The organism is Staphylococcus durrellii (assembly GCF_015594545.1).
GTDB lineage: Bacteria > Bacillota > Bacilli > Staphylococcales > Staphylococcaceae > Staphylococcus > Staphylococcus durrellii.
The window spans coordinates 1,903,976-1,927,517 of the sequence record NZ_JADIIO010000001.1 but is presented as its reverse complement, the minus strand read 5'-3'; the positions used below and the strand labels follow the sequence as shown (position 1 = coordinate 1,927,517).

At 31.6% G+C, this 23,542-nt stretch carries 22 protein-coding genes and 1 tRNA gene; 19 read left to right on the top strand and 4 right to left on the bottom strand.

Annotated elements, in window-relative coordinates; genetic code table 11:
* Positions 1 to 345 precede the first annotated feature (345 nt).
* From ISP02_RS09275 to ISP02_RS09195, 17 genes are all read left to right on the top strand, one after another.
* Positions 346 to 1,284 carry a CHAP domain-containing protein gene (locus ISP02_RS09275; RefSeq protein ID WP_195721285.1) on the top strand — a complete coding sequence of 313 codons (939 nt, stop codon included), beginning with the start codon at positions 346 to 348 and terminating at the stop codon, positions 1,282 to 1,284.
* A 253-nt stretch (positions 1,285 to 1,537) separates the two neighbouring features.
* On the top strand, positions 1,538 to 2,179 hold the full coding sequence (locus ISP02_RS09270; protein WP_195721284.1) for a YfbR-like 5'-deoxynucleotidase: 642 nt from the start codon (positions 1,538 to 1,540) through the stop codon (positions 2,177 to 2,179).
* A gap of 5 nt (positions 2,180 to 2,184) precedes the next feature.
* Complete coding sequence (locus ISP02_RS09265) at positions 2,185 to 2,421, top strand: CsbA family protein (protein ID WP_195721283.1); 237 nt, start codon at positions 2,185 to 2,187, stop codon at positions 2,419 to 2,421.
* A 272-nt stretch (positions 2,422 to 2,693) separates the two neighbouring features.
* Positions 2,694 to 4,676, top strand: a complete 1,983-nt coding sequence (uvrB, locus tag ISP02_RS09260; protein ID WP_195721282.1) for an excinuclease ABC subunit UvrB — start codon at positions 2,694 to 2,696, stop codon at positions 4,674 to 4,676.
* A gap of 9 nt (positions 4,677 to 4,685) precedes the next feature.
* Positions 4,686 to 7,523, top strand: a complete 2,838-nt coding sequence (gene uvrA / locus ISP02_RS09255) for an excinuclease ABC subunit UvrA (protein ID WP_195721281.1) — start codon at positions 4,686 to 4,688, stop codon at positions 7,521 to 7,523.
* 605 nt (positions 7,524 to 8,128) lie between these two features.
* Positions 8,129 to 9,076 (top strand): HPr(Ser) kinase/phosphatase, encoded by a 948-nt coding sequence (gene hprK / locus ISP02_RS09250; protein WP_195721280.1) that lies wholly within the window; start codon positions 8,129 to 8,131, stop codon positions 9,074 to 9,076.
* Entirely contained in the window at positions 9,073 to 9,906 is an 834-nt protein-coding gene (gene lgt, locus ISP02_RS09245) for a prolipoprotein diacylglyceryl transferase (RefSeq protein WP_195721279.1), read from the top strand. Before hprK ends, lgt begins: the two co-directional genes overlap by 4 nt.
* Positions 9,907 to 9,911: 5 nt before the next feature.
* Complete coding sequence (locus tag ISP02_RS09240; RefSeq protein WP_328806064.1) at positions 9,912 to 10,400, top strand: acyltransferase; 489 nt, start codon at positions 9,912 to 9,914, stop codon at positions 10,398 to 10,400.
* A gap of 17 nt (positions 10,401 to 10,417) precedes the next feature.
* Positions 10,418 to 11,854, top strand: coding sequence for a tetratricopeptide repeat protein (locus tag ISP02_RS09235; protein WP_195721278.1), 1,437 nt, complete (start codon positions 10,418 to 10,420; stop codon positions 11,852 to 11,854).
* Positions 11,855 to 11,918: 64 nt separating this feature from the next.
* A complete protein-coding gene (gene trxB, locus ISP02_RS09230; RefSeq protein ID WP_195721277.1) occupies positions 11,919 to 12,863 on the top strand; it encodes a thioredoxin-disulfide reductase in 945 nt (314 codons plus the stop codon).
* Positions 12,864 to 13,070: 207 nt separating this feature from the next.
* The gene (gene rapZ / locus ISP02_RS09225) at positions 13,071 to 13,991 is read left to right on the top strand and encodes an RNase adapter RapZ (protein WP_195721276.1); all 921 of its coding nucleotides are present in this window, start codon (positions 13,071 to 13,073) and stop codon (positions 13,989 to 13,991) included.
* Positions 13,978 to 14,961, top strand: a complete 984-nt coding sequence (locus ISP02_RS09220) for a gluconeogenesis factor YvcK family protein (RefSeq protein ID WP_195721275.1) — start codon at positions 13,978 to 13,980, stop codon at positions 14,959 to 14,961. Before rapZ ends, ISP02_RS09220 begins: the two co-directional genes overlap by 14 nt.
* 48 nt (positions 14,962 to 15,009) lie before the next feature.
* Positions 15,010 to 15,957 carry a DNA-binding protein WhiA gene (whiA, locus tag ISP02_RS09215; protein ID WP_195721274.1) on the top strand — a complete coding sequence of 316 codons (948 nt, stop codon included), beginning with the start codon at positions 15,010 to 15,012 and terminating at the stop codon, positions 15,955 to 15,957.
* Between the two features lie 191 nt (positions 15,958 to 16,148).
* Positions 16,149 to 16,367 carry a hypothetical protein gene (locus ISP02_RS09210; RefSeq protein WP_195721273.1) on the top strand — a complete coding sequence of 73 codons (219 nt, stop codon included), beginning with the start codon at positions 16,149 to 16,151 and terminating at the stop codon, positions 16,365 to 16,367.
* A 211-nt stretch (positions 16,368 to 16,578) separates the two neighbouring features.
* Positions 16,579 to 16,965, top strand: coding sequence for a lactococcin 972 family bacteriocin (locus ISP02_RS09205; protein ID WP_195721272.1), 387 nt, complete (start codon positions 16,579 to 16,581; stop codon positions 16,963 to 16,965).
* A gap of 34 nt (positions 16,966 to 16,999) precedes the next feature.
* Positions 17,000 to 19,042 carry a DUF1430 domain-containing protein gene (locus tag ISP02_RS09200; RefSeq protein ID WP_195721271.1) on the top strand — a complete coding sequence of 681 codons (2,043 nt, stop codon included), beginning with the start codon at positions 17,000 to 17,002 and terminating at the stop codon, positions 19,040 to 19,042.
* Positions 19,035 to 19,667 (top strand): cell division ATP-binding protein FtsE, encoded by a 633-nt coding sequence (locus tag ISP02_RS09195; RefSeq protein WP_195721270.1) that lies wholly within the window; start codon positions 19,035 to 19,037, stop codon positions 19,665 to 19,667. Before ISP02_RS09200 ends, ISP02_RS09195 begins: the two co-directional genes overlap by 8 nt.
* Positions 19,668 to 20,221: 554 nt before the next feature.
* Here the strand turns inward: ISP02_RS09195 and ISP02_RS13270 are convergent.
* Both ISP02_RS13270 and ISP02_RS09185 read right to left on the bottom strand, forming a co-directional pair.
* Positions 20,222 to 20,404: an IS3 family transposase gene (locus tag ISP02_RS13270; protein ID WP_408020148.1), complete on the bottom strand. Its 183-nt coding sequence runs from the start codon at positions 20,402 to 20,404 to the stop codon at positions 20,222 to 20,224.
* Between the two features lie 6 nt (positions 20,405 to 20,410).
* Positions 20,411 to 20,482 (bottom strand) — tRNA-Arg (locus tag ISP02_RS09185).
* Between the two features lie 151 nt (positions 20,483 to 20,633).
* Between ISP02_RS09185 and clpP the strand changes: the two genes are divergently transcribed.
* Complete coding sequence (gene clpP / locus ISP02_RS09180; protein WP_195721268.1) at positions 20,634 to 21,218, top strand: ATP-dependent Clp endopeptidase proteolytic subunit ClpP; 585 nt, start codon at positions 20,634 to 20,636, stop codon at positions 21,216 to 21,218.
* A gap of 33 nt (positions 21,219 to 21,251) precedes the next feature.
* Here clpP and ISP02_RS09175 read toward each other — a convergent pair whose 3' ends face one another.
* Entirely contained in the window at positions 21,252 to 22,148 is an 897-nt protein-coding gene (locus tag ISP02_RS09175) for a TIGR01777 family oxidoreductase (protein WP_195721267.1), read from the bottom strand.
* Positions 22,149 to 22,285: 137 nt separating this feature from the next.
* On the bottom strand, positions 22,286 to 22,468 hold the full coding sequence (locus ISP02_RS09170; protein WP_195721266.1) for a hypothetical protein: 183 nt from the start codon (positions 22,466 to 22,468) through the stop codon (positions 22,286 to 22,288).
* Between the two features lie 261 nt (positions 22,469 to 22,729).
* Between ISP02_RS09170 and ISP02_RS09165 the strand changes: the two genes are divergently transcribed.
* On the top strand, positions 22,730 to 23,404 hold the full coding sequence (locus tag ISP02_RS09165; RefSeq protein ID WP_195721265.1) for a DUF4887 domain-containing protein: 675 nt from the start codon (positions 22,730 to 22,732) through the stop codon (positions 23,402 to 23,404).
* Positions 23,405 to 23,542: the final 138 nt, after the last annotated feature.

Here is a 23,542-nt window from a genome sequence, read left to right as displayed (position 1 = left end):
TATGATTAAGTCGTACCAAGTTGCTAGTGATATGCCGTTGATAGGCATTTGCGTGTTAAGTAACGTTGGTGCGATTTTTTAGTTATAAGAGGAGTAGTTAATAAATTAAAGTTTTGAAATTGTATATATTTATATAATCATATGTAATTTTCAAGCAGATTTATTAATAAACAGAATTAATAGATTTTGAGAACGTTGATTTTATGCATGATTGCATCGTTTGTTAATGAAGCATTATTTTAATAAATAACGCTTTTATTACAGCTTGATAACAGAAGCACTAGTGCTTAATAATTATGCTATATTGAAATCACAAAATTGTTAAAAAAGGATTGAACATACATCATGAAAAAAACGATCACGAGTTCTATTTTTTCTTTATCATTAATTGGTTTACTAGGTCATTCAGCTTCTGCAAGCCAAAGTCATACAGTTTCAGGAGAAGAAACACAGATTAGTATATTAGCAGAAAAATATGCATCAACGACATCCGACATCATTAAATTAAATGCATTCGCACCAAATACAACATATGTAGTTGAAGGGACGACTATATTATTGCCTAATGAAGATATTGTAGAAGTTAAAACGGGCGATACATTATATAAAATTAGCACCAAATATAAAGTGTCTTTAGAAAGAATATATGAATTAAACCCAAATCTAACCGAAAGTATTCAAGAAGGACAACTTATCGCAATTACTGAAAAGGGATCAGCACATTTATCGCCATTTGATAATAACTCAAACGCAAATACTCAGCAGGAGCAGTTCAAGCCATCTACGGATGCAGCACAACAACAAACTTATCCAACTGTACAAACTTATCAATACACGTATAAATATAATAACAAACCTTCAAATCATTACTATATGAATACACATGCACCTAATTATGAATTAAATCATTCTAAATATACACAACAGCCTTCATCTATATCACAAAGGTATAATGTAACTGGTCATAATAATTACTATGACTGGGGCCAATGTACGTATTATGCATTTGATCGCCGCCAACAATTAGGTAAATCAATTGGCACTTTATGGGGAGATGCTAATAATTGGGCTTCTGCAGCTCAAAATCAAGGTTTCAAAGTGAATAATCAACCTTCTGTAGGTGCAGTATTTCAAACAACGGCTGGACCATTTGGCCATGTAGGTGTGGTCGAAAAGACGAATCAAGATGGTTCAATTGTCGTGTCCGAGATGAATTGGCAAGGCTTAGGTAAAAAATCTTATCGTACGATTACTAACACATCAGCGTATCAATATATTCACTAAATTATTAAAAGTTAGCGACTATAACTATGACACAACACGTATTACCACCAGTGGTTATTATTTATACCATTAAAAGGTAAGTATGATTGTAAACATTTTAGTTATGGTCGTTTTATTTTTGAAAATTACACCTAAACATTGCATAATTTAATTAAAGCAAACATGATAAATCGTCTTGTAATAATAATCACATTTGCTTCAATTAATAGAAACAAGTATAATCTTTATTTAAATATACGAGGAGGCATGTGTCATGGGTGTACATCAATATTTTAAACGTTTATCTGACTTAGAAACTTTAATAAGACTACCTGGGAAATTTAAATATTTTGAACATAACGTGGCTGCACATTCGTTCAAAGTAACGAAAATCGCACAATATTTGGGCACTGTTGAAGAGTATGGTGGTAGCACTGTAGATTGGAAAAGCTTATATGAAAAGGCACTAAACCATGACTTTGCTGAAATATTTACTGGGGATATCAAAACGCCCGTGAAATATGCAAGTGGAGAAATAAAAAAATTGTTCTCACAAGTAGAAGAAGAAATGGTAGAAACGTTTATAAGTGAAGAAATACCAGAACGTTTTCAAAATATTTATCGTGAAAGGCTTCAAGAGGGAAAAGACGATTCTTTAGAGGGCCAAATCTTATCAGTTGCCGATAAGATTGACTTATTGTATGAAACGTTAGGTGAAATACAAAAGCGTAACCCTGAACCATTGTTTTTTGAAATTTATGAAATGTCTTTAGAAACAATTATGCAATTTGACCACTTATATTCAGTGCAAGATTTTATTAAAAATATAATTCCTGAAATGTTACAAGAAAAATATATTCCAAAATCTGAGTTATATGATACAACAATGAATTTAATCAATAATAGAAATGAGTGAATAGTATGATATGGTACATACTTGCAGCATTTTTTCCATGCGTATTAGTCATTTTATTTAGTGTGCTAACTAGAAGTAAATGGGTAGGGACAATATTAACACTTATCTTAATAGGTGTATCTGTTCAAAAAGGATTCTTTCATGATGAATGGATAATCTTCATTGATGTAGTTTCTATTCTTGCAGGTTATATCATTATTGATACTTTAAAGTTTCATCAGAAAGACGATGATTATGATTAAATTACTTAATAAACAATAAAATTGATTGTTAAGTCTATATACATTTATACTATATACATTCTCAAACAAACATAGAGCACAACCTATGTTTGTTTTTTATTTGGGGAAATAATAATTTTAAAAACGAACAAATGTTTGTATAAAAAACACTAAATCTGTTAAAATAGTGTATAACTAATACAGAATTATGTAAAATAACATGTTATATACGAACAAGTTGAAATTTAAAAAAGACTTGTAGCGCGATAATAAATAGGAGGCATGTATCACTTATGGAACATTACTCATTTAAATTAGCTTCTGATTATAAACCTGAGGGTGATCAACCCCAAGCTATAGAGAAAATTGTAGATGGTATAAATGAAGGGAAAAGACATCAAACACTACTAGGAGCGACTGGTACAGGTAAAACGTTTACTATGAGTAACGTTATTAAAGAAGTTGGTAAACCAACACTAATTATCGCTCACAACAAAACATTAGCAGGACAATTATACAGTGAGTTTAAAGAGTTTTTTCCAGAAAATAGAGTAGAATATTTTGTTAGTTATTATGATTACTATCAACCAGAAGCATATGTGCCTTCCACAGATACCTTCATTGAAAAAGATGCTTCAATTAACGATGAGATAGACCAATTACGTCACTCTGCCACTAGTGCTTTATTTGAACGAGATGACGTCATTATTATTGCTAGTGTAAGTTGTATTTATGGTTTGGGTAATCCAGATGAATACCGGGACTTAGTTGTTAGTGTAAGAGTTGGAATGGAAATGGATAGGAGTGAATTATTACGTCAGTTAGTAGACGTACAATACATGCGTAACGATATTGATTTTCGACGCGGTACATTTAGAGTACGTGGTGATGTAGTGGAAATTTTCCCCGCTTCTCGTGAAGAGATGTGTATCCGTGTGGAGTTTTTCGGTGACGAAATAGATAGAATAAGAGAAGTAAATTATTTAACCGGCGAAGTGATACGTGAACGCGAACACTTTGCAATTTTCCCTGCCTCTCACTTCGTAACACGTGAAGAAAAAATGAAATCAGCTATCCAACGTATAGAAGATGAACTAGAAGAACGATTAGAAGAATTAAAATCCGAAAATAAATTATTAGAAGCACAAAGACTCGAACAACGTACAAACTATGATTTAGAGATGATGCGTGAAATGGGTTTTTGTTCTGGTATTGAAAACTATTCAGTCCATTTAACTTTAAGACCATTAGGTTCAACACCTTATACATTATTAGATTACTTTGGTGATGATTGGTTAATCATGGTCGATGAATCACACGTAACGTTACCACAAGTGCGAGGCATGTATAATGGTGACAGAGCACGTAAACAGGTGTTAGTAGATCACGGTTTTAGATTGCCAAGCGCCTTAGATAATAGACCATTAAAATTTGAGGAATTTGAAGAAAAAACCAATCAGCTTGTATATGTGTCTGCAACGCCAGGACCGTATGAAATTGAACACACAGACGAAATGGTAGAACAAATTATTCGTCCTACTGGCCTGCTCGATCCTAAAATCGAAGTACGCGCAACTGAAAACCAAATTGATGATCTATTAGGGGAAATTCAAGACCGCATAGATAAAAATGAACGTGTACTCGTTACCACATTAACGAAAAAAATGAGTGAAGATTTAACGACTTACTTAAAAGAAGCGGGAATCAAAGTCAATTATCTGCACTCCGAAATAAAAACACTAGAACGTATTGAAATTATTAGAGATTTACGTATGGGAACTTATGATGTTGTTGTCGGAATTAACTTATTAAGAGAGGGTATAGATATTCCAGAAGTTTCATTAGTAGTTATTTTAGACGCTGATAAAGAAGGATTTTTACGTTCAGAACGTTCTTTAGTACAAACGATCGGTCGTGCGGCACGTAACAGTGAAGGTGAAGTCATAATGTATGGTGACAAAATAACTGACTCTATGCGTTATGCTATCGATGAAACTGAGCGTCGTCGAGAAATACAAATGGCTTACAATGAAAAATATGATATAACACCTACGACAATAAATAAAAAAATTCATGATGTTATTAGCGCTACAGTTGAAAGTGATGACACTAATGAGCAAAAACAAAAAGAAGTACCTAAAAAAATGACTAAGAAAGAACGCGAAAAAACAATTCAAAATATAGAAAAAGAAATGAAGCAAGCAGCTAAAGACTTAGACTTTGAAAAAGCGACTGAACTTAGAGATATGTTATTTGAATTAAAAGCAGAAGGGTGACATTGATATATGAAAGAACCATCTATTGTAGTTAAAGGGGCGCGCGCCCATAATTTAAAAAGTGTTGATATAGAAATCCCTAAAAATAAATTGATTGTCATGACTGGTCTTTCTGGTTCAGGTAAATCTTCTCTTGCCTTTGATACGATATACGCGGAAGGACAAAGACGTTACGTTGAGTCGTTAAGTGCCTATGCACGTCAATTTTTAGGGCAAATGGATAAACCTGATGTCGATACGATTGAAGGTTTGTCACCTGCAATTTCAATAGACCAAAAAACAACAAGTAAAAATCCAAGATCAATTGTAGCGACAGTTACTGAAATATATGATTATATACGCTTATTATATGCGCGTGTAGGTAAAGCATATTGTCCGAACCACCATATTGAAATAGAGTCACAAACGGTACAGCAAATGACGGATAGAATATTGAATTTAGAAGAGCGCACTAAAATTCAACTACTTGCACCTGTAGTATCACATCGCAAGGGATCACACGAAAAATTAATCGACGACATTAGTAAAAAAGGATACGTTCGTGTACGTGTCGATGATGAAATTACAGATATTAACGAAGTACCAGAGCTTGATAAAAATAAAAATCATACTATTGAAGTTGTAGTAGATAGACTCGTTGTTAAAGAAGGTATTGAAACACGTTTAGCAGACTCTATAGAAACTGCTTTACGTTTAGCAGAGGGAAATTTAGTTGTCGATGTTATCGGTGACGAAGAATTAAAATTTTCGGAAAATCATGCATGTCCAATTTGTGGGTTTTCAATCGGTGAGTTAGAACCAAGAATGTTTAGTTTTAATAGTCCGTTTGGTGCATGTCCAACGTGTGATGGTCTAGGTCAAAAACTGACTGTTGATATGGACTTAGTTGTGCCTGACAAAAACTTAACGCTAAATGAAGGTGCGATCGTACCTTGGGAACCAACAAGTTCAGATTTTTATCCAACACTATTAAAACGCGTATGTGAAGTATATAAAATAAATATGGATAAACCATACAAAAAATTAACTGACAGACAAAAAGATATTATAATGCATGGTTCACAGGGTAAAGAAATAGAATTTACTTTTAAACAACGTAACGGTCAAACTAGAACACGTACGATGGAATTTGAAGGCGTAATTAATAATATCAATCGTCGTTACCATGATTCCCCATCAGAATATGTACGTGAAATGATGAGTAAATATATGACAGAATTACCTTGTGAAACTTGTCATGGACAACGTTTAAGTAGAGAGGCATTGTCTGTTTACGTATCAAAACTAAATATTGGTGAAGTAATTAATAAATCTATTAAAGAAGCACTTGATTACTATGAAAATATTGAACTATCTAATCAAGATAGAACAATAGCAAACCAAATATTAAAAGAAATTATTTCACGTTTGAAATTTTTATTTAATGTTGGTTTAGAGTATCTAACGTTAAATCGTTCATCAGGTACACTTTCAGGTGGAGAAGCACAACGTATTAGATTAGCGACTCAAATAGGTTCAAGACTGTCAGGTGTACTTTATGTTTTAGATGAGCCTTCTATCGGCTTACATCAACGAGATAATGATCGTCTTATCGAGACGCTAAAAGAAATGAGAGATTTAGGTAATACACTTATAGTAGTTGAACATGATGATGATACGATGCGTGCTGCGGATTATTTAGTCGATGTCGGACCAGGTGCTGGTGATCATGGTGGCGAAATTGTTGCTAGTGGTACACCAAAACAAGTTATGAAAAGTAAAGGTTCATTAACAGGTCAATATTTAAGTGGCAAAAAGAGAATAGATGTACCTGAACAAAGACGAGAAATTACTGATAGAAAAATAAGTGTTAAAGGTGCACGTAGCAATAATCTAAAAAATGTTGATGTTGATTTCCCATTATCAACGATGACAGTTGTTACAGGCGTTTCTGGTTCTGGTAAAAGTTCTCTTGTAAACCAAGTGTTGTATAAATCCCTAGCAAAAGAAATAAACAAATCTAAAGTGAAACCAGGGGATTGTGATGCGGTCGAAGGCATAGACCAATTGGAACGCATAATTGATATTGATCAATCACCAATAGGGCGTACACCTCGTTCTAACCCTGCAACTTATACAGGTGTTTTTGACGATATTAGAGATATATTCGCTCAAACTAATGAAGCAAAAGTAAGAGGTTACTCCAAAGGTAGATTTAGTTTTAACGTTAAAGGTGGACGCTGTGAAGCTTGTAAAGGTGATGGCATTATTAAAATAGAAATGCATTTTTTACCTGATGTTTATGTACCTTGTGAAGTATGTGATGGGTCACGCTATAATCGCGAAACGCTTGAAGTGACTTATAAAGGCAAAAATATTGCAGACATATTAAACATGACTGCTGAGGAAGCAACATACTTCTTCGAGAATGTACCTAAAATTCATCGCAAATTAAAAACGTTAGTCGATGTAGGATTAGGCTATGTGACACTGGGACAACCTGCTACAACTTTATCTGGCGGGGAAGCACAACGTGTTAAGCTAGCCTCAGAATTACACAAACGTTCAACTGGGAAGTCTATTTATATTTTGGATGAACCAACTACAGGGTTACATGTGGATGATATAGGACGCTTATTAAATGTATTAAATACATTAGTTGAAAATGGAGATACGGTCGTTATCATTGAACATAATTTAGACGTTATAAAGACGGCCGACCATATTATTGACTTAGGTCCGGAAGGCGGCGATGGTGGTGGTACGATTATCGCTACTGGTACACCTGAAGCAATTGCGCAAGTAGAATCTAGTTATACAGGTCAATATTTAAAACACGTATTAGAACGAGATAGCGTTCATAGTTAACTTAAATATGGATACATGAGTCTCTGAGACATAAGTGTCTTTGACTAAAACACAAACGTCAATTTCTATTGAAACAATGTAGAAGTTGACGTTTTCTTTGCTTTTATGAAATTTTGTAGCTCTTTGCGCTACAGACTTTCTTATGTTTAATGTCATTCAGAAACAGCCAAGTTCATTTTTGATTTTATTTATTTCTCGAGACGACGTTCGAGTAAAATTCTAAAAAACATCATCTTGTTAGGAAAGAGAGCCATATAATACGTAGTATGTTTATAAATGTGGCCTATAAATTATTTTTATCTTTGCAATCATGTATAGGGTGCTCTTTTAGTATTCATATCCCAGAGTCATTTAATTATAAAATTTATAAATGATTGTACTGTGGTGTTCTAATACTGAATTACGTATGAGTTAAAATAATAATCTCATTATAAAAAATAAATAAATTTCGACGTTATTGTGGCTAATCGTATATAATTAATAAATAAATGCCTTATATACGTAAGTGGTCATACAAATTACACGTTATTTGATTATGTTTACTAGTAACTTTTTGATATGATATGAACATAATACGTATAGGAAAATATTAGTGAGGTGAACCTATGTTAACTACTAAAGATTTAGTGGAGCGGTTTGAACTTGAACTTATAGCTGGTGAAGCCGGCTTAAATAAACAAATTAAGAATACAGATATTTCTAGACCTGGGTTAGAAATGGCAGGTTATTTTTCTCACTATGCATCTGACCGTATTCAATTATTAGGTACTACTGAATTATCTTTTTACAATTTACTACCGGATGAAGAAAGACAAGGTAGAATGAGAAAACTCTGTCGTCCCGAAACGCCGGCAATTATTGTTACGAGAGATTTAGAACCGCCAGAAGAATTAATCGAAGCTGCCAAAGAATTAGAAACGCCTTTAATTATGTCGACGGTTGCTACGACACAATTAATGAGTCGTTTGACTACATTTTTAGAACATGAACTTGCACGTACAACTTCATTACATGGTGTACTCGTCGATGTTTACGGTGTTGGAGTAATGATTACTGGCGATTCAGGAATTGGTAAAAGTGAAACGGCCTTAGAACTTGTTAAACGTGGACATAGGCTTGTAGCGGATGACAATGTTGAGATTCGTGAGGTCAGTAAAGATGAATTAATTGGTAAGCCACCTAAACTAATCGAGCATCTATTAGAGATTCGTGGATTAGGTATTATTAATGTTATGACTTTATTTGGTGCAGGTTCGATTTTGACTGAAAAAAGAATTCGCTTAAATATTCATTTAGAAAATTGGCATAAAGATAAACTATATGATCGAGTAGGACTAAATGAAGAAACGTTACGCATTTTAGATAATGAAATTACTAAAAAGACTATCCCAGTCAGACCTGGACGTAACGTTGCGGTCATTTTAGAAGTGGCGGCAATGAACTATCGACTTAATATTATGGGTATTAATACAGCGGAAGAATTTAATGATAGACTGAATGCAGAAATATTGCGCAATAGTACTAAAAACAACGAAGGAGATTTACCTCAATGATTTTAAGTTATATAGATCCAGTTGCCATACAATTAGGTCCACTTTCAATTAGATGGTATGGCATCATTATTGCAACTGGTATTTTACTTGGTTACTTTATTGCTCAAGCCGGCGTTAAACGTATCGGACACGATAAAGATACTTTAGTAGATATTATTTTTTGGAGTGCCATATTTGGCTTTGTTGTTGCGCGTATATACTTCGTAATCTTCCAATTACCTTATTATATACAAAACCCAATAGAAATACCTATGATTTGGCATGGTGGTATCGCTATTCATGGTGGTTTGATAGGTGGTTTTGTTACAGGTATTATTCTTTGTAAAATGAAAAACTATCATCCGTTCCAAATTGGAGACGTTATCGCACCTAGTATCATTTTAGGTCAGGGTATTGGCAGATGGGGAAATTTTATGAACCATGAAGCGCATGGCGGTCCGGTTTCCCGTGCTGCACTTGAACATCTACATATTCCAGAATTTATTATAAAAAATATGTACATAGATGGTCAGTACTACCAACCTACATTTTTATATGAATCTGTATGGGATATTTTAGGATTTATTATTTTAATTACGTTGCGTAAACATTTAAAAGTTGGAGAAACATTCTGTTTATACTTGATTTGGTATTCTATTGGCAGATTTTTTGTTGAAGGTATGCGTACTGATAGTTTAATGTTGACTGAACATATTAGGGTGGCTCAAGTTATGTCAGTAGTTCTTATAATTATCGGCATAGCTATTATTATTTATAGAAGATTAAAATATAATCCACTGCAATATAAAAATGCTGGGCCATTAACTTGGCCGAATAAAAAAGCGAAGTGATTGAAGTGAGAAATATTAAAAAGCAACGTGTTGCCAACATAAATCCTTTATGGTCAATGTATCGGCACGTAGATAGGTTCAAAATATTAAAACAAACGATAATTATAGAAATAAGTCGCTATCTACCTAGCCTGAAATTAAAAAGATGGCTTTATCGTCACTTATTAAAAATGAATATCGGTGAGCACACTGCTTTTGCATTTAAAGTCATGCCTGATATTATGTATCCTGAACACATTCACATAGGTCATAATAGTATTATTGGATATAACACGGTGTTGTTAACACATGAATTTTTAGTTGATGAGTTTAGAACTGGAAAGATTTATATCGGAGATAATACGATGATTGGAGCTAATGTGACGATTTTACCAGGCATCAGTATTGGTTCAAATGTGAAAGTCGGTGCTGGAAGTGTCGTAACGAAAGACATACCGGATAATGCATTGGCATATGGCAATCCAATACAAATTGTTAACCACACAGATAAATAAAAAGGAGGTGTACATGGATGGCACATAATAATAAAGTAATCCCCATGAATTTTGATGCTGACTTTTATAAAAAAATGGGAGAACAAAAATTACAGCAACAAGACTACAAAAAAGCTATTGAATATTTCGGTAAAGTGCTAGAAATGTCACCTCAAGATTTTGATGTGAAAGTCAATTACGCATTATGCTTGTCGAAAATTGGTGCAGACCAACGCGCAGAAACGCTTTTTTATGAAACTATAGTTAAAGATGAATGCGTTGCAGAAAGTTTCTTTCAATTAAGTCAGTTAAACATTGAATTGAATGAACCAAACAAGGCTTTCTTGTTTGGTATTAATTATGTATTAATATCTGAAGATGAAGATTATTACGATGAATTAGAGCAAATGTTTGAAGTATCTTATGATTCTGGTCATGACATTAACTTAGAAAGCCAACTATTCGCAGTACAACTAATTTTTCAATATTTGTTCTCTCAAGGTAGACTGCCTGAAGCAAGGGATTATATTAAACGCCAAACTGAAGAAGTACAACAACATAGAATCGTACGTAATTTATTAGCCATGTGCTATTTATATTTAAGTGAATATGATATTGCTAAAGAAATGTTTGAAACTTTACTTACTGAAGATAAATCAGATATGCACGCCCTGTGTCATTACACTTTACTGTTGTATAACACTAATGAAAAAGAAAAATATCAAAAATACATTCAATTATTAAGCAAAGTAATGCCTATGAATGAAGACGAAACGTTTAAATTAGGTATTGTATTAAGCTACTTGAAAGAATATGAGGCTTCTCAGAGATTGCTAGTACCATTGTATAAAAAGGGCAAGTTTATATCTTTGCAGATGTTTAATGCTTTAAGTTTTAATTACTATTATTTGGATCAACCAGAAGAAAGCGAGTTTTTCTGGTCGAAACTGCAAGAAATTTCAAAGGTTGACGTGGGTTACGCGCCGTGGAAAATAGAAGAAAGCAAAAACTTTTTTAACCAACATATCCTACCTTTATTATTAAATGATGATAGTCACCGCCGCATTTATGGCATATTTTTACTTAATCAATTAAAAGGACGAGAAGTTCTGTTAACAGAAGAAATATGGTCTGTTTTAGAAGGTATGAATGACTATGAAAAACTTTATTTAACTTATCTAATCCAAGATTTAAAATTAAATAAATTAGATTTCGTTCATAGAGGTTTATTACAACTTTATAATATTGATAACTTGAAAGATGACGAGGAATTGTTTATTGTATGGATTGATCAAGCAGAAGCGATTATAGCTGAAGGTATAGATTTAACGCATGTAACACATTATGTTGCTGCTTTTGTATATAATTATTATCAAAATAGTGACAGTAAAATTTCAAAACAACAAGTGATGGATTGGTTTGATGTTACGCTTTATCGCTTGAATCAAGCGATAGATTATTTGGTAAGCATATAGTTTTGAGAAATATATTAAATGCTGTATAATTCGCATAATGAATTAATAAATAGGAGGCTATGAAATGACTGAACAAGTGGATTATGACGTTGCTATTATAGGTGCTGGACCTGCAGGTATGACGGCCGCAGTTTACGCATCTAGAGCGAATTTAAGCACTGTTATGATTGAAAGAGGTATGCCAGGCGGACAAATGGCTAATACAGAAGAAGTAGAAAATTTCCCAGGATTTGAAATGGTAACGGGTCCGGATTTATCTACAAAAATGTTTGAGCATGCGAAGAAATTTGGCGCAAAATATCAATACGGTGATATTAAATCAGTCGAAGACAAAGGTGACTACAAAGTAATCGACCTAGGAAATAGTCAAATCACTGCACATGCTGTCATCATTACAACGGGTGCGGAATACAAAAAAATCGGCGTACCTGGAGAACAAGAACTAGGCGGTAGAGGCGTTAGTTATTGTGCGGTATGTGATGGTGCATTCTTTAAAGGTAAAAAATTATTCGTAATTGGTGGCGGTGACTCAGCAGTTGAAGAAGGAACATTCTTAACAAAATTTGCTGACAGCGTAACAGTAGTTCACAGAAGAGACGAATTACGTGCTCAAAAAATATTACAAGATCGTGCTTTCAAAAATGACAAAATTGACTTTATTTGGAATCATACGCTTAAAACAATCAATGAAAAAGATGGTAAAGTCGGTTCAGTAACCTTAGCTTCTACTATTGATGGTACGGAAGAAACTTTAGATGCTGACGGTGTTTTCATATATATCGGTATGAAACCTTTAACAGCACCATTTGAAAATCTTGGTATTACTAACGAAGTAGGTTATATCTTGACAGATGAAGACATGAAAACTTCAGTTCCTGGTATATATGCTGCTGGCGATGTTAGAGAAAAAGGACTACGTCAAATAGTTACAGCAACAGGTGATGGTAGTATTGCGGCACAGAGTGTGCAAGCTTATATCGAAGAATTAAAAGATAAAATGGAAGTATAATCTAATATCAATAAAATAGCAGCTAGGATAATTGACTTACATGTTGGTAGGTTAATCTATCTTAGCTGTTTATTTTTTTAAAATTATAATACTATGATGAAGATGGCTTTTAATGTAAAATGTATCATAACAGTATAAGTATATATAATTTAAAATACAACTTGTAACGTACAGGAATTTAAATTTAAGTGGATGGTGTAGTAGAAGATGCAAAAAAGTGAAAAAGAAAATGTTAATAGTGAATTATTGTTAATTACTGGTATGTCAGGTGCCGGGAAATCACTTGTTATTCAAAGTCTAGAAGATATTGGTTACTTTTGTGTTGATAACCTACCACCTATTTTATTGCCTAAGTTTGTCGAATTAATGGAACAGGACAACCCTTCTTTAAGAAAGGTTGCTATTGCAATTGATTTGAGAGGTAAAGAATTATTTAAATCTTTTGTAAAAGAAGTCGATGCTATTAAAAGTAGAACTGACGTTATTGTAGAGCTTATATTTTTAGAAGCGAGTGAAGAACGATTAATTTCAAGATATAAAGAGACGCGTAGGGCACATCCCTTGAATGAGAATGGTCAACGTTCTTTAATAGAATCTATTGAAGAAGAGAGACATTTACTAACAGAAATAAGAAGTTGTGCAAATTATATTATTGATACGTCCTTTTTCACACCAAAAGAATTAAAAAAACGTATGAATGATTACTTTAACAATAGAAACTATGAATTATTTAGTGTCAATGTAACAAGTTTTGGATTTAAACATGGTATTCAAATGGACGCAGATATAGTATTTGATGTTAGATTTTTACCTAATCCTTATTACGTTAAGGAATTAAGACCTTTAACTGGAGAAGATAAACTAGTGTATGATTATGTAATGAAATGGCAAGAAACTGAAATTTTTTACGAAAAATTAATAGATTTATTAAAATACATGATACCCGGTTACAAAAAAGAAGGGAAAACACAATTGGTTATTGCCATGGGTTGTACAGGAGGTCAACATCGCTCTGTAGCTTTGGCTAAAAGAATTGGTGAAGAATTAAGAGAAAGCTTTGACTATAATGTATATGTACATCACCGAGATGCACATATTGAAAGTGGCGAGAAAAATGGAGAAAATTAAACTTGTACTTATCGGCGGTGGCACTGGTTTATCAGTTTTAGCACGTGGATTAAGAGACTATAATATTGATATTACTACTATCGTTACAGTTGCGGATGATGGTGGTAGTACTGGCAAGATTCGTAATGAAATGAATATTCCGGCACCAGGAGATATTAGAAACGTAATTTCTGCTTTAAGTGAAGCTGAACCTATATTGGAAGAGTTGTTTAAATATCGGTTTCAAGAAAATCAAATTGAAGGCCATTCATTAGGTAATCTATTAATCGCGGCGTTAACTAACATTACCAATGATTTTGGACATGCCGTTAAAGAACTAAGTAAAATTTTAAATATTAAAGGCAAAGTCATACCATCTACTAATACGAGTGTACAATTGAATGCAGTTATGGAAGATGGAGAAATAGTATACGGTGAATCAAATATACCTAAAAAAAACAAAAAAATTAAACATGTCTTTTTGGAACCCAAAAATGTACAACCAATGGCAGAAGCTTTAGAAGCTTTATCAGAAGCGGATTTAATTGTCTTAGGACCAGGGTCTCTTTATACAAGTGTAATATCAAACCTTTGTGTTGAAGGGATTGCAGAAGCGGTTATAAATAGTGAAGCGCCTAAATTATATGTTACCAATGTCATGACTCAACCTGGTGAAACAAATAATTATACTGCGTATGAACACATTAATGCCATTCATGATCATGTAGGTAAGCAATTTATTGATTATGCGATATGTAACGAACAATCATTTAGTCAGAACGTGTTAGATAGATATAAAAACGAAAATGCTAGTCCGGTAGTTAACGATAGAGATGTATTAGACCAAGCAAATATCAAAGTATTTTCGCATGATAATCTAGTTGAAATATCATCAGAGCATTACGTTCGTCATAATAACAAAGTGCTCTCAAAGATGATCTATGAGATTGCATTAGATACTACTGATACAATTAAATTTAAACGTAAGTAGTTTAAAAATTGGGAACTAATTTGTAGTAAAGAAAAGGAATGAGTACATATGAGCTTTGCATCAGAAATGAAAAATGAATTAACAAGAATCGAAGTTGATATAGACAACGCAAAAGCAGAGCTCAGTGCCTTGATAAGAATGAATGGTGCACTTAGTTTAGCAAATCAACAATTTGTAATTAATGTACAAACAGAGAATGCTACAACGGCGAGAAGAATCTATTCATTAATTAAAAAAATATTTAACGTTGAAGTTGAAATTTTAGTGCGTAAAAAAATGAAATTAAAGAAAAATAATATTTATATATGTAGAGTTAAGATGAGATCTAAAGAGATTTTGGATGAATTAGGTATATTGAAAAACGGTATATTTACGCATGAAATTGATGAAGCAATCATCGAAGACGATGAAATGCGACGTAGTTATTTAAGAGGGGCTTTTTTGGCTGGCGGTTCAGTCAATAATCCAGAAACTTCATCTTATCATTTAGAAATATTTTCTTTATATGAAAACCATTCAGAAGGGCTGACAAAATTAATGAATGGTTATGATTTGAACGCCAAACATTTAGAACGTAAAAAGGGAAGCATTGTGTATTTAAAAGAAGCTGAAAAAATATCCGATTTCTTAAGTTTAATCGGAGGTTATCAAGCATTACTTAAATTTGAAGATGTCAGAATCGTACGAGACATGAGAAATTCAGTTAATAGACTTGTCAATTGTGAAACAGCAAATTTAAATAAAACAGTCAGCGCCGCTATGAAACAAGTTGAAAGTATACAATTGATAGACAAAGAAATAGGTTTAGATAACTTACCAGATCGTTTAAGAGAAATTGCAAAATTACGTGTTGAGCATCAAGAAATTTCATTAAAAGAGCTAGGTGAAATGGTTTCGACAGGTACAATTTCAAAATCTGGCGTCAATCATCGTCTTAGAAAATTAAACGAAATGGCTGACAAAATAAGAAGCGGAGAAAATATTGATTCATTGTAATTATATTCAGAATTATAATGTTAATAAAATGGCTAGCTATAGGCAAATTGCTACTTAGCTAGTTTTTTATTTGAATTTAGAAGAAAATAAGTAGTATAAAATTGTAAAAGTTTATATTGCGGTATTTAATTTTACAGAGCATAATGATTTATGCTTCAAATTAATTAAACGCGCGAAGGAAGTAAAAATATATGAGTGTTTTGTTTATGTATTTAGCATTTATTCTATTTATCGTCATCATAGTTTTATTGGTATTAAGTGGTGTGATGAATTTTGGCAAGAAGAAAAACATGCTATTTTTAGTAACTATAGTAGTATTAATAATTGGAGTCGTTATGCTGTATAAAAAAGGATCGGATATGCGCAAACATGAAATTGATCCATTGGAATATAAAGCTAGTAAAATTTAAAAATGATGTAAGTCTTCAAAATGATTTGAAGGCTTATTTTTTTCGGAAATATATTTACAATATAAAATCAAAGAACTATAATATAAATTATATAATAGATAATAAAATTATGTAACTTGGCTTAGCGATTAGATTAGTGTTTAGTTTAGTTAATATAGAAAAATATACTTCATAAGCCTTAATCATTATAAATTATGAAGAGGTGTTAAATATGAAAAAATTTATATTTTCGAGTGATATTTTAAGTGCCAGTATATGCGGTTTAGGTTACTTTAGTTTTTCGAATGCTCAAAATCATATATTAGGTGGAGAAGAAAATTTAGATAATTATAGTGGTATAAAGCAATCTAAAACTACTGATAATATTTATACACGTGCAATTACATCGGGATATGCAAGTGGAGGCTTTTGGATTAGAGGGACTAGAGGTAATCTAGCTATTTCAGAATATAAGCATTATAAAAGACAAGGTAAAGCATCTGTAATTAATAAAAGAGGTAAATTTAATGATGGAGGATGGAGAAATAAAGGAGTTTTTTCAAAAGCACGTGTTAAGAAGACTTTGACTGGAAATAAAGCTTTCTATGATTATAGGTAAAATATTTTTTAATTATAATCATAAGAGGTGAAGCATGAAGAAGTTGCTTACAGTATTAGTAATAGCTTTTTTAATATCTATAAATTTTATATTTATCCACCAATTAAAAGAGTTAGCATATTTTAAAATTGTTGATAATGGTAGTACAGGAATTTATTTTAGTTTTACAGATGAAGAAAAGAAGTTCACCAAACAAGATAGAAAGTATTTTCACTATTTGCATAAAAAATATAACGTTGAATTTACACAAGAAACATTTATTAATGATAACAAAGTACTTTTACATACTACAGACAAGTCGTTATTAAAACATACTTCTAATAAACACACCTTAAAAACTTTTAATAGTAAAATTAATATTAAAGTCTATGAGTTCTTTGACACTAAGTTAGCCACAGATGGCAAATATTATTTAAAAGGGAATCAAAGTGATATAGAAACAGTTATTAATTTAATTAATAAAAATGTAGGGATAGTTAAAAAAGATGCAAAGCATTTATCGGTTTGGAACTATAATCTAGATTCATTCTCTATACTAATGATAATAATGTTTGTATTACTTAATAGTATTATCTATTTGCATTATTTAAGAAATAATAAAAAGCAATATAAGGTTCTTTATGACTTAGGTTACTCTAAAGGGCAGATTATGCTATTTATCATGAAATTATTTAAAAAGCATATTGTTGTTGCAATTTTATTTTCTTTGATAACAGTATTATTCGTTTATTATATCGTATATAAAGATTTGCATTATTTAACTGTGCTAGTGGTGTTTGGAGCGTTTGTCATAATAATTTCGAGTATTTATATTGCTTTAACAACGATAACAATACATATATATTATAAAGCGTTTAATAATAATAATGCTCAAAATAGCAAGTATGTGTTAACTATTGCTTATATGATTTTAACGCTTGTGATTATGTATATTATAGGAAATGCCACACAAAATTTATTAATAAATTATACAAATTATCATAAACAACAAGTTTCATTAAAACATTGGCAAAACACTAAAAATATCTATCGTACGATTGCAACTTATATTGGCCAGCTTAAAGATGAAGAACTAGAAAAAACTGAAAACAAGAAATATAAAGCGTATTATAATAGCAAATTTAACAAAGGATTTATTGCTAGCTTCAATAATTTCTTAATCTCTGAGGAAAAAGAACAAGAAGTATACAACGCCAAAGGTGAATTAACGTTGCCTATTGATAGTCGTTATGTCATCATTGATAAAAATTATTTACAACGACATAGCATCTTAACTGAGAAGGGCGAAAATGTAATCACCCAATTAAAATATAATGATAAGGTTCAAAACTTATTAGTGCCAAGCGTATTGAAAAAGTATGAAGAAAAAATAAAGCAAATTTATTTAGATAAATTCTATTTTTACAAATACTTTAATAAAGATAACGAAAGCTATAATAAAGGATTATCACTAAATATTATATATACTTCAAGCAATAAAGGTTATTTCTCATATGATCCTATTATTGGAGATATGAACAATGAAGTTATCGATCCAATTGCTATCGTCGAAATGGGGAATAGCGACATTGCTCATTTTAGTCACTATTTAACTTCTAGCTATTATTTCACTTCTAATTTAGATAAACCTTACGACACAATAGTTAAAGGTATAAAACATTTTAATATGGATAATACGATTAAAAATGTGGAATCTGTTTATAATACTAAAGTAAGTCTTATTAATGAATATAAAAAAGATACATTGAAATATGTAACATTAGTAATTATAACTATTGGTTCTTTAGTTCTTACTATCGTGACATTGTTGAACGTTTATTTTAAATCATTTCAATTTAATATTAGTTTAAAGCGTCATTTAGGTTATAGCTATTGGCAAATTCATAGGTGGTTAATTTGTTTTTTAGTTATCGCCAATACGTTTTTATTTATATTGCTTTTTGGTAAATATTGGGTTACTACGTTATTAATATACTTAATTATATTATTAATACAAGCAGTAGTAATATATGAGTTGATTAATAGATTAAATAAATCAAATGCTAATTTAATATTAAAGGGGCAAGACGATGATTAAACTAATAAATATTAGTAAGTCCTATAAATCAAAAAAGATTATTGATGCTTTTAACTACCATATTGAAGATGAAGATTTTATTGTGATAACTGGTCAAAGTGGAAAAGGTAAAACAACCTTACTAAATATGATTGGATTATTAGAAAAACCCGATTCCGGTAAAATTAGCTATAAAAACCAAATATTAAGTAAACAAAAAGATATATTACATGTAGTGAGAGAAGATATTGCATATGTTTATCAAAATTACGGTTTATTGGTAAATGAAACAGTATATACAAATTTGACATTACCTTTAAATATAACGAAAAAAGATAAAGACAAAATAACTTCCGTAATAGCCAATGTTGGTTTAGACAAAAAGATATTAAAAGCTAAAGTTTATACATGTAGTGGCGGTGAACAACAAAGAATTGCTATAGCAAGAGCTATCTTAAAACGACCTAAAGTCTTGATAGCAGATGAACCTACGGGTAATTTAGATGAAAGTAATAGTGATGAAGTCATGAAATTATTTAAACAATTAAATAACGAAGGTGTCACGATTATTATGGCAACACATAATACAAAATATTTTAATTTAGGAAATAAAATAATAGACTTAGATAGCTTGATAAATTCGTAAAGAGGTGTCTAGGACATAAACCTGTTCTCAAAATAAGAGAGTTAATTCATTATGTGAACTGACCTCTGTTAAATAGCAGTAAAAAACAAAACGTTTATGGCTACCTTATACTTTTGATATAAGGTAGCCATTTTTAATGGAAGTGTGAATACTATATAGTTTTTGATCCTAAATATAGGATGAAAATTATTTTTGAGACAGTTATGTCCTGGCAAGGATGGATAGACTTGAAAAAGATTAATAAAAGCGTACTCTTAATTCAGACATCTACTGTCATTATAAAACTAGAGACTAGAGATAATATTATATACGAGGCTTTTGGTGCGATTCATAAATAGCTATAAATATTAAATGTTCTGATTATCTTTATTTATAGAGTTTATTACTAACGTTGACAGGCGATTTGTCATTTGAGTAGGAAATGATTATATTACTTAACTACTTTTATATACTATATTGCCTTGTTATGAAATACATTAAATGCAGAGAATATATCAAATTTATGTTCAATTTATATATTTAACATATTCTTTTCCACCCTTCGAGGTGGCTGGTTAGCTTTTTAGTAATAATATTTTAAAGGTTTGTTTCCTAAAATTTTTAGGAAACAAACCTTTAAATTTTAATTTAATTCCTTCATTATTATAAAAAATTATATACTTTTGAATAGCTTGTTGCAGTTGATGAAAACTTGTTGTTGACGCATTTTCAATTTCTAAAAATATATAATTATACATCATTAATCCCCTCGAAGGGAATCGAACCCCTATTCTAAGAACCGGAATCTTATGTGTTATCCATTACACTACGAGGGGTAAAATATACAATATCAATAGTTTACAAATGTTTAAAGTATTGGTCAATAATGAGTTTGAAAAGAATAAAAAAAAGGTGAGTTTATGTTTTGACCATTTTTGACTTTTGGGTTAAAATAAATTCAACAGTTATAATTAAGGAGGAAACAGAATGAATTTAATTCCTACAGTAATAGAAACAACAAACCGTGGTGAACGTGCTTATGACATTTACTCACGTTTATTAAAAGACCGTATTATCATGTTAGGTTCTCAAATTGATGACAATGTAGCAAATTCAATTGTATCTCAATTGTTATTTTTACAAGCACAAGATGCTGAAAAAGATATTTATCTTTATATTAATTCACCAGGAGGCAGTGTAACGGCTGGTTTTGCTATTTACGATACAATTCAACATATTAAACCAGATGTACAAACTATTTGTATAGGTATGGCTGCATCTATGGGATCATTCTTATTAGCAGCAGGAGCTAAAGGTAAACGTTTTGCTTTACCAAACGCTGAAGTAATGATTCACCAACCTCTAGGTGGTGCTCAAGGTCAAGCAACTGAAATTGAAATTGCAGCAAATCATATCTTAAAAACTCGTGCTAAATTAAATCAAATTTTAGCTGAACGTACAGGTCAATCAATTGAACAAATTGAAAAAGATACAGACCGTGATAATTTCTTATCAGCTTCTGAAGCAAAAGAATACGGCCTAGTAGACCAAGTTATGGAACCAGAATCATAATAAAAAACAGTCCTATATAGGACTGTTTTTTATTTAGTATTCTAAATTTTCAAGTGCTACTTTTAAATTATTAAATTTGAAATTGAAGCCTAGAGATTCTAATTTATTAGGAATAACTTTTTGAGTGTCTAGTACTACCGTAGACATTTGTCCTAATACGAGGCGGATCAATGTAGATGGCACCCAAGTGTAATGTGGTTTATCCATAATACGGCCAAGTGTATAACCAAATAAATTTTGACGTTCGGCAATAGGTGTAGTGAAATTAAATACACCTCGTGCTTTGTTATTACTAATTACAAATAAGATAGCGCGGGTAAGATCTTCTAGGTGAATCCACGAATACCATTGACGACCAGAACCAATTTTGCCACCAGCATATAAGTTGTATGGTAGTTTCATTAATGGTAATGCGCCACCTTCGTTAGACAATACCATACCAAATCTACCAATCACTACTCGTGTACCTAATGTTTCAAATTGTTTCGCCATACGTTCCCATTGATAGACAACTTCTGATAAAAAGTCAAAAGGTAACGTTCGATACAGTTCTGTATATGTTTGATGTAAATCTGGTTTATAATATCCTACAGCACTAGCGTTAAAAAGGACTTCGGGTTTATAACTTCTATCTTTGAACAACTCATATAGCGCTTGGGTAGATTGTAGTCTACTTAGCATGATTGTTTGTTTGTATTTTGGGGTCCAACGCTTATTTAAACTCGCTCCAGCCAAATTGATGACAATATCTATGTCTGGCACCAATGACTGCCATCCTGATTTGGACCAATTAACATAGCTGATTTTGGGATGACTACTTGATTTATCTTGACGTGTTAATATAATTATATGTGCATCGCTCTCTTTAATTGCATCAATTAACTGGTTTCCCACCATACCAGTGCCACCAGTTATTAAATAATTTTTCATTGTATCACCTCATGTATATAGTTTCGGTAATCTTAGTAATATGTTAAGTATATAAATTAGTATAGCGTATTTAACAATGAAGACGTTAAAAATTTGTTTTATAAAATATATAGCTTGCAATTATAAAGCTATAAAATTTATATGATAAACATACCTACAACAAATATTAAAATTAGTAACGTTATGATAAAAATCCCAAATGATAACTTGTTGTGTCTCCTTAGATTATGATGATCATTTTCTAACATCATTTGTTTAATCGTTTGTCCTTTAGCGTTGTTATTGTCGTCGAGTTCTTCAAAAGGGTCATGTTTTGTCATCAAGTTATACTCCTTAAACTATAAATAATATAAAATGTAACCTATTAAATGTTGAAACATTTCCTCTATTTAGATTACTATAAGTAGAGTAATAACATAAGTATAAACTTAAAGTGTAAATGTATAAAAATGACTTATTTTGTTATATGTTCAATAATTAATTCAACTTTTGTAGTAAATAAGTTAAAATATAATGTCATAATGTAATAAGATAGTAGTAAGTTTAATTAAATTAGAGAGATTTTAAAGTGAGGGAAGTTTATGTCTAATCAAAATAATAATTTTGATGATAACGAAAATAAAAAAATGAGTGGTTTGGCTAAAGTAATTAGTGCTGTAATAATTTTATTATTAATAGGTGGGCTAGCTTTTGCTATTTTTGCATTTGTTGATCACTCAAATAAATCCAATGAACGACTTCAACATCAAAAAGAAGAAGAGAAAGCGAAGAAAGATCAAGAAAAGAAAGAGCAAAAAGATAAAGAGAAAAAAGAGAAAGAAAAATCTGACGAACAAACACAAGAATCACAACAAACACAACAGACTCAACAAACACAGCAAACACAACAGACTCAACAAACTCAACAGACAGAACAAACACAACAACAAACGACTCAAAATAGAGCGCGTAAGTCTACTCAACAAACAAAAGAGCAACCTACTAAAGAGGAAAAGACAACTGAAGAAAAAACAGAAGAACCAAAGACAGAGGAACCAAAGACTGAAGAGCCAAAGACTGAAGAACCAAAAACAGAAGAGCCAAAGACTGAAGAGCCAAAGACTGAAGAACCAAAAACAGAAGAGCCAAAGACAGAAGAGCCAAAGACAGAGGAACCAAAAACAGAGGAACCAAAAACAGAAGAACCCAAAACCGAGCAACCTAAGAGTAACTCAAATTCCTCTCAAGACAAGCAACAATCAGATGAAGACGAATAGTACAGTAAATAGTGAGTGAGACAGAAATCTCATTTGAATAAAAAGATTTACTAGTACCGCTTTGGAAAGAGTGACTAGAGTTGAAAAAGCTTGATAGAAGTGCATTTTTAATTCAGTTATCTACTGCCAATATATATA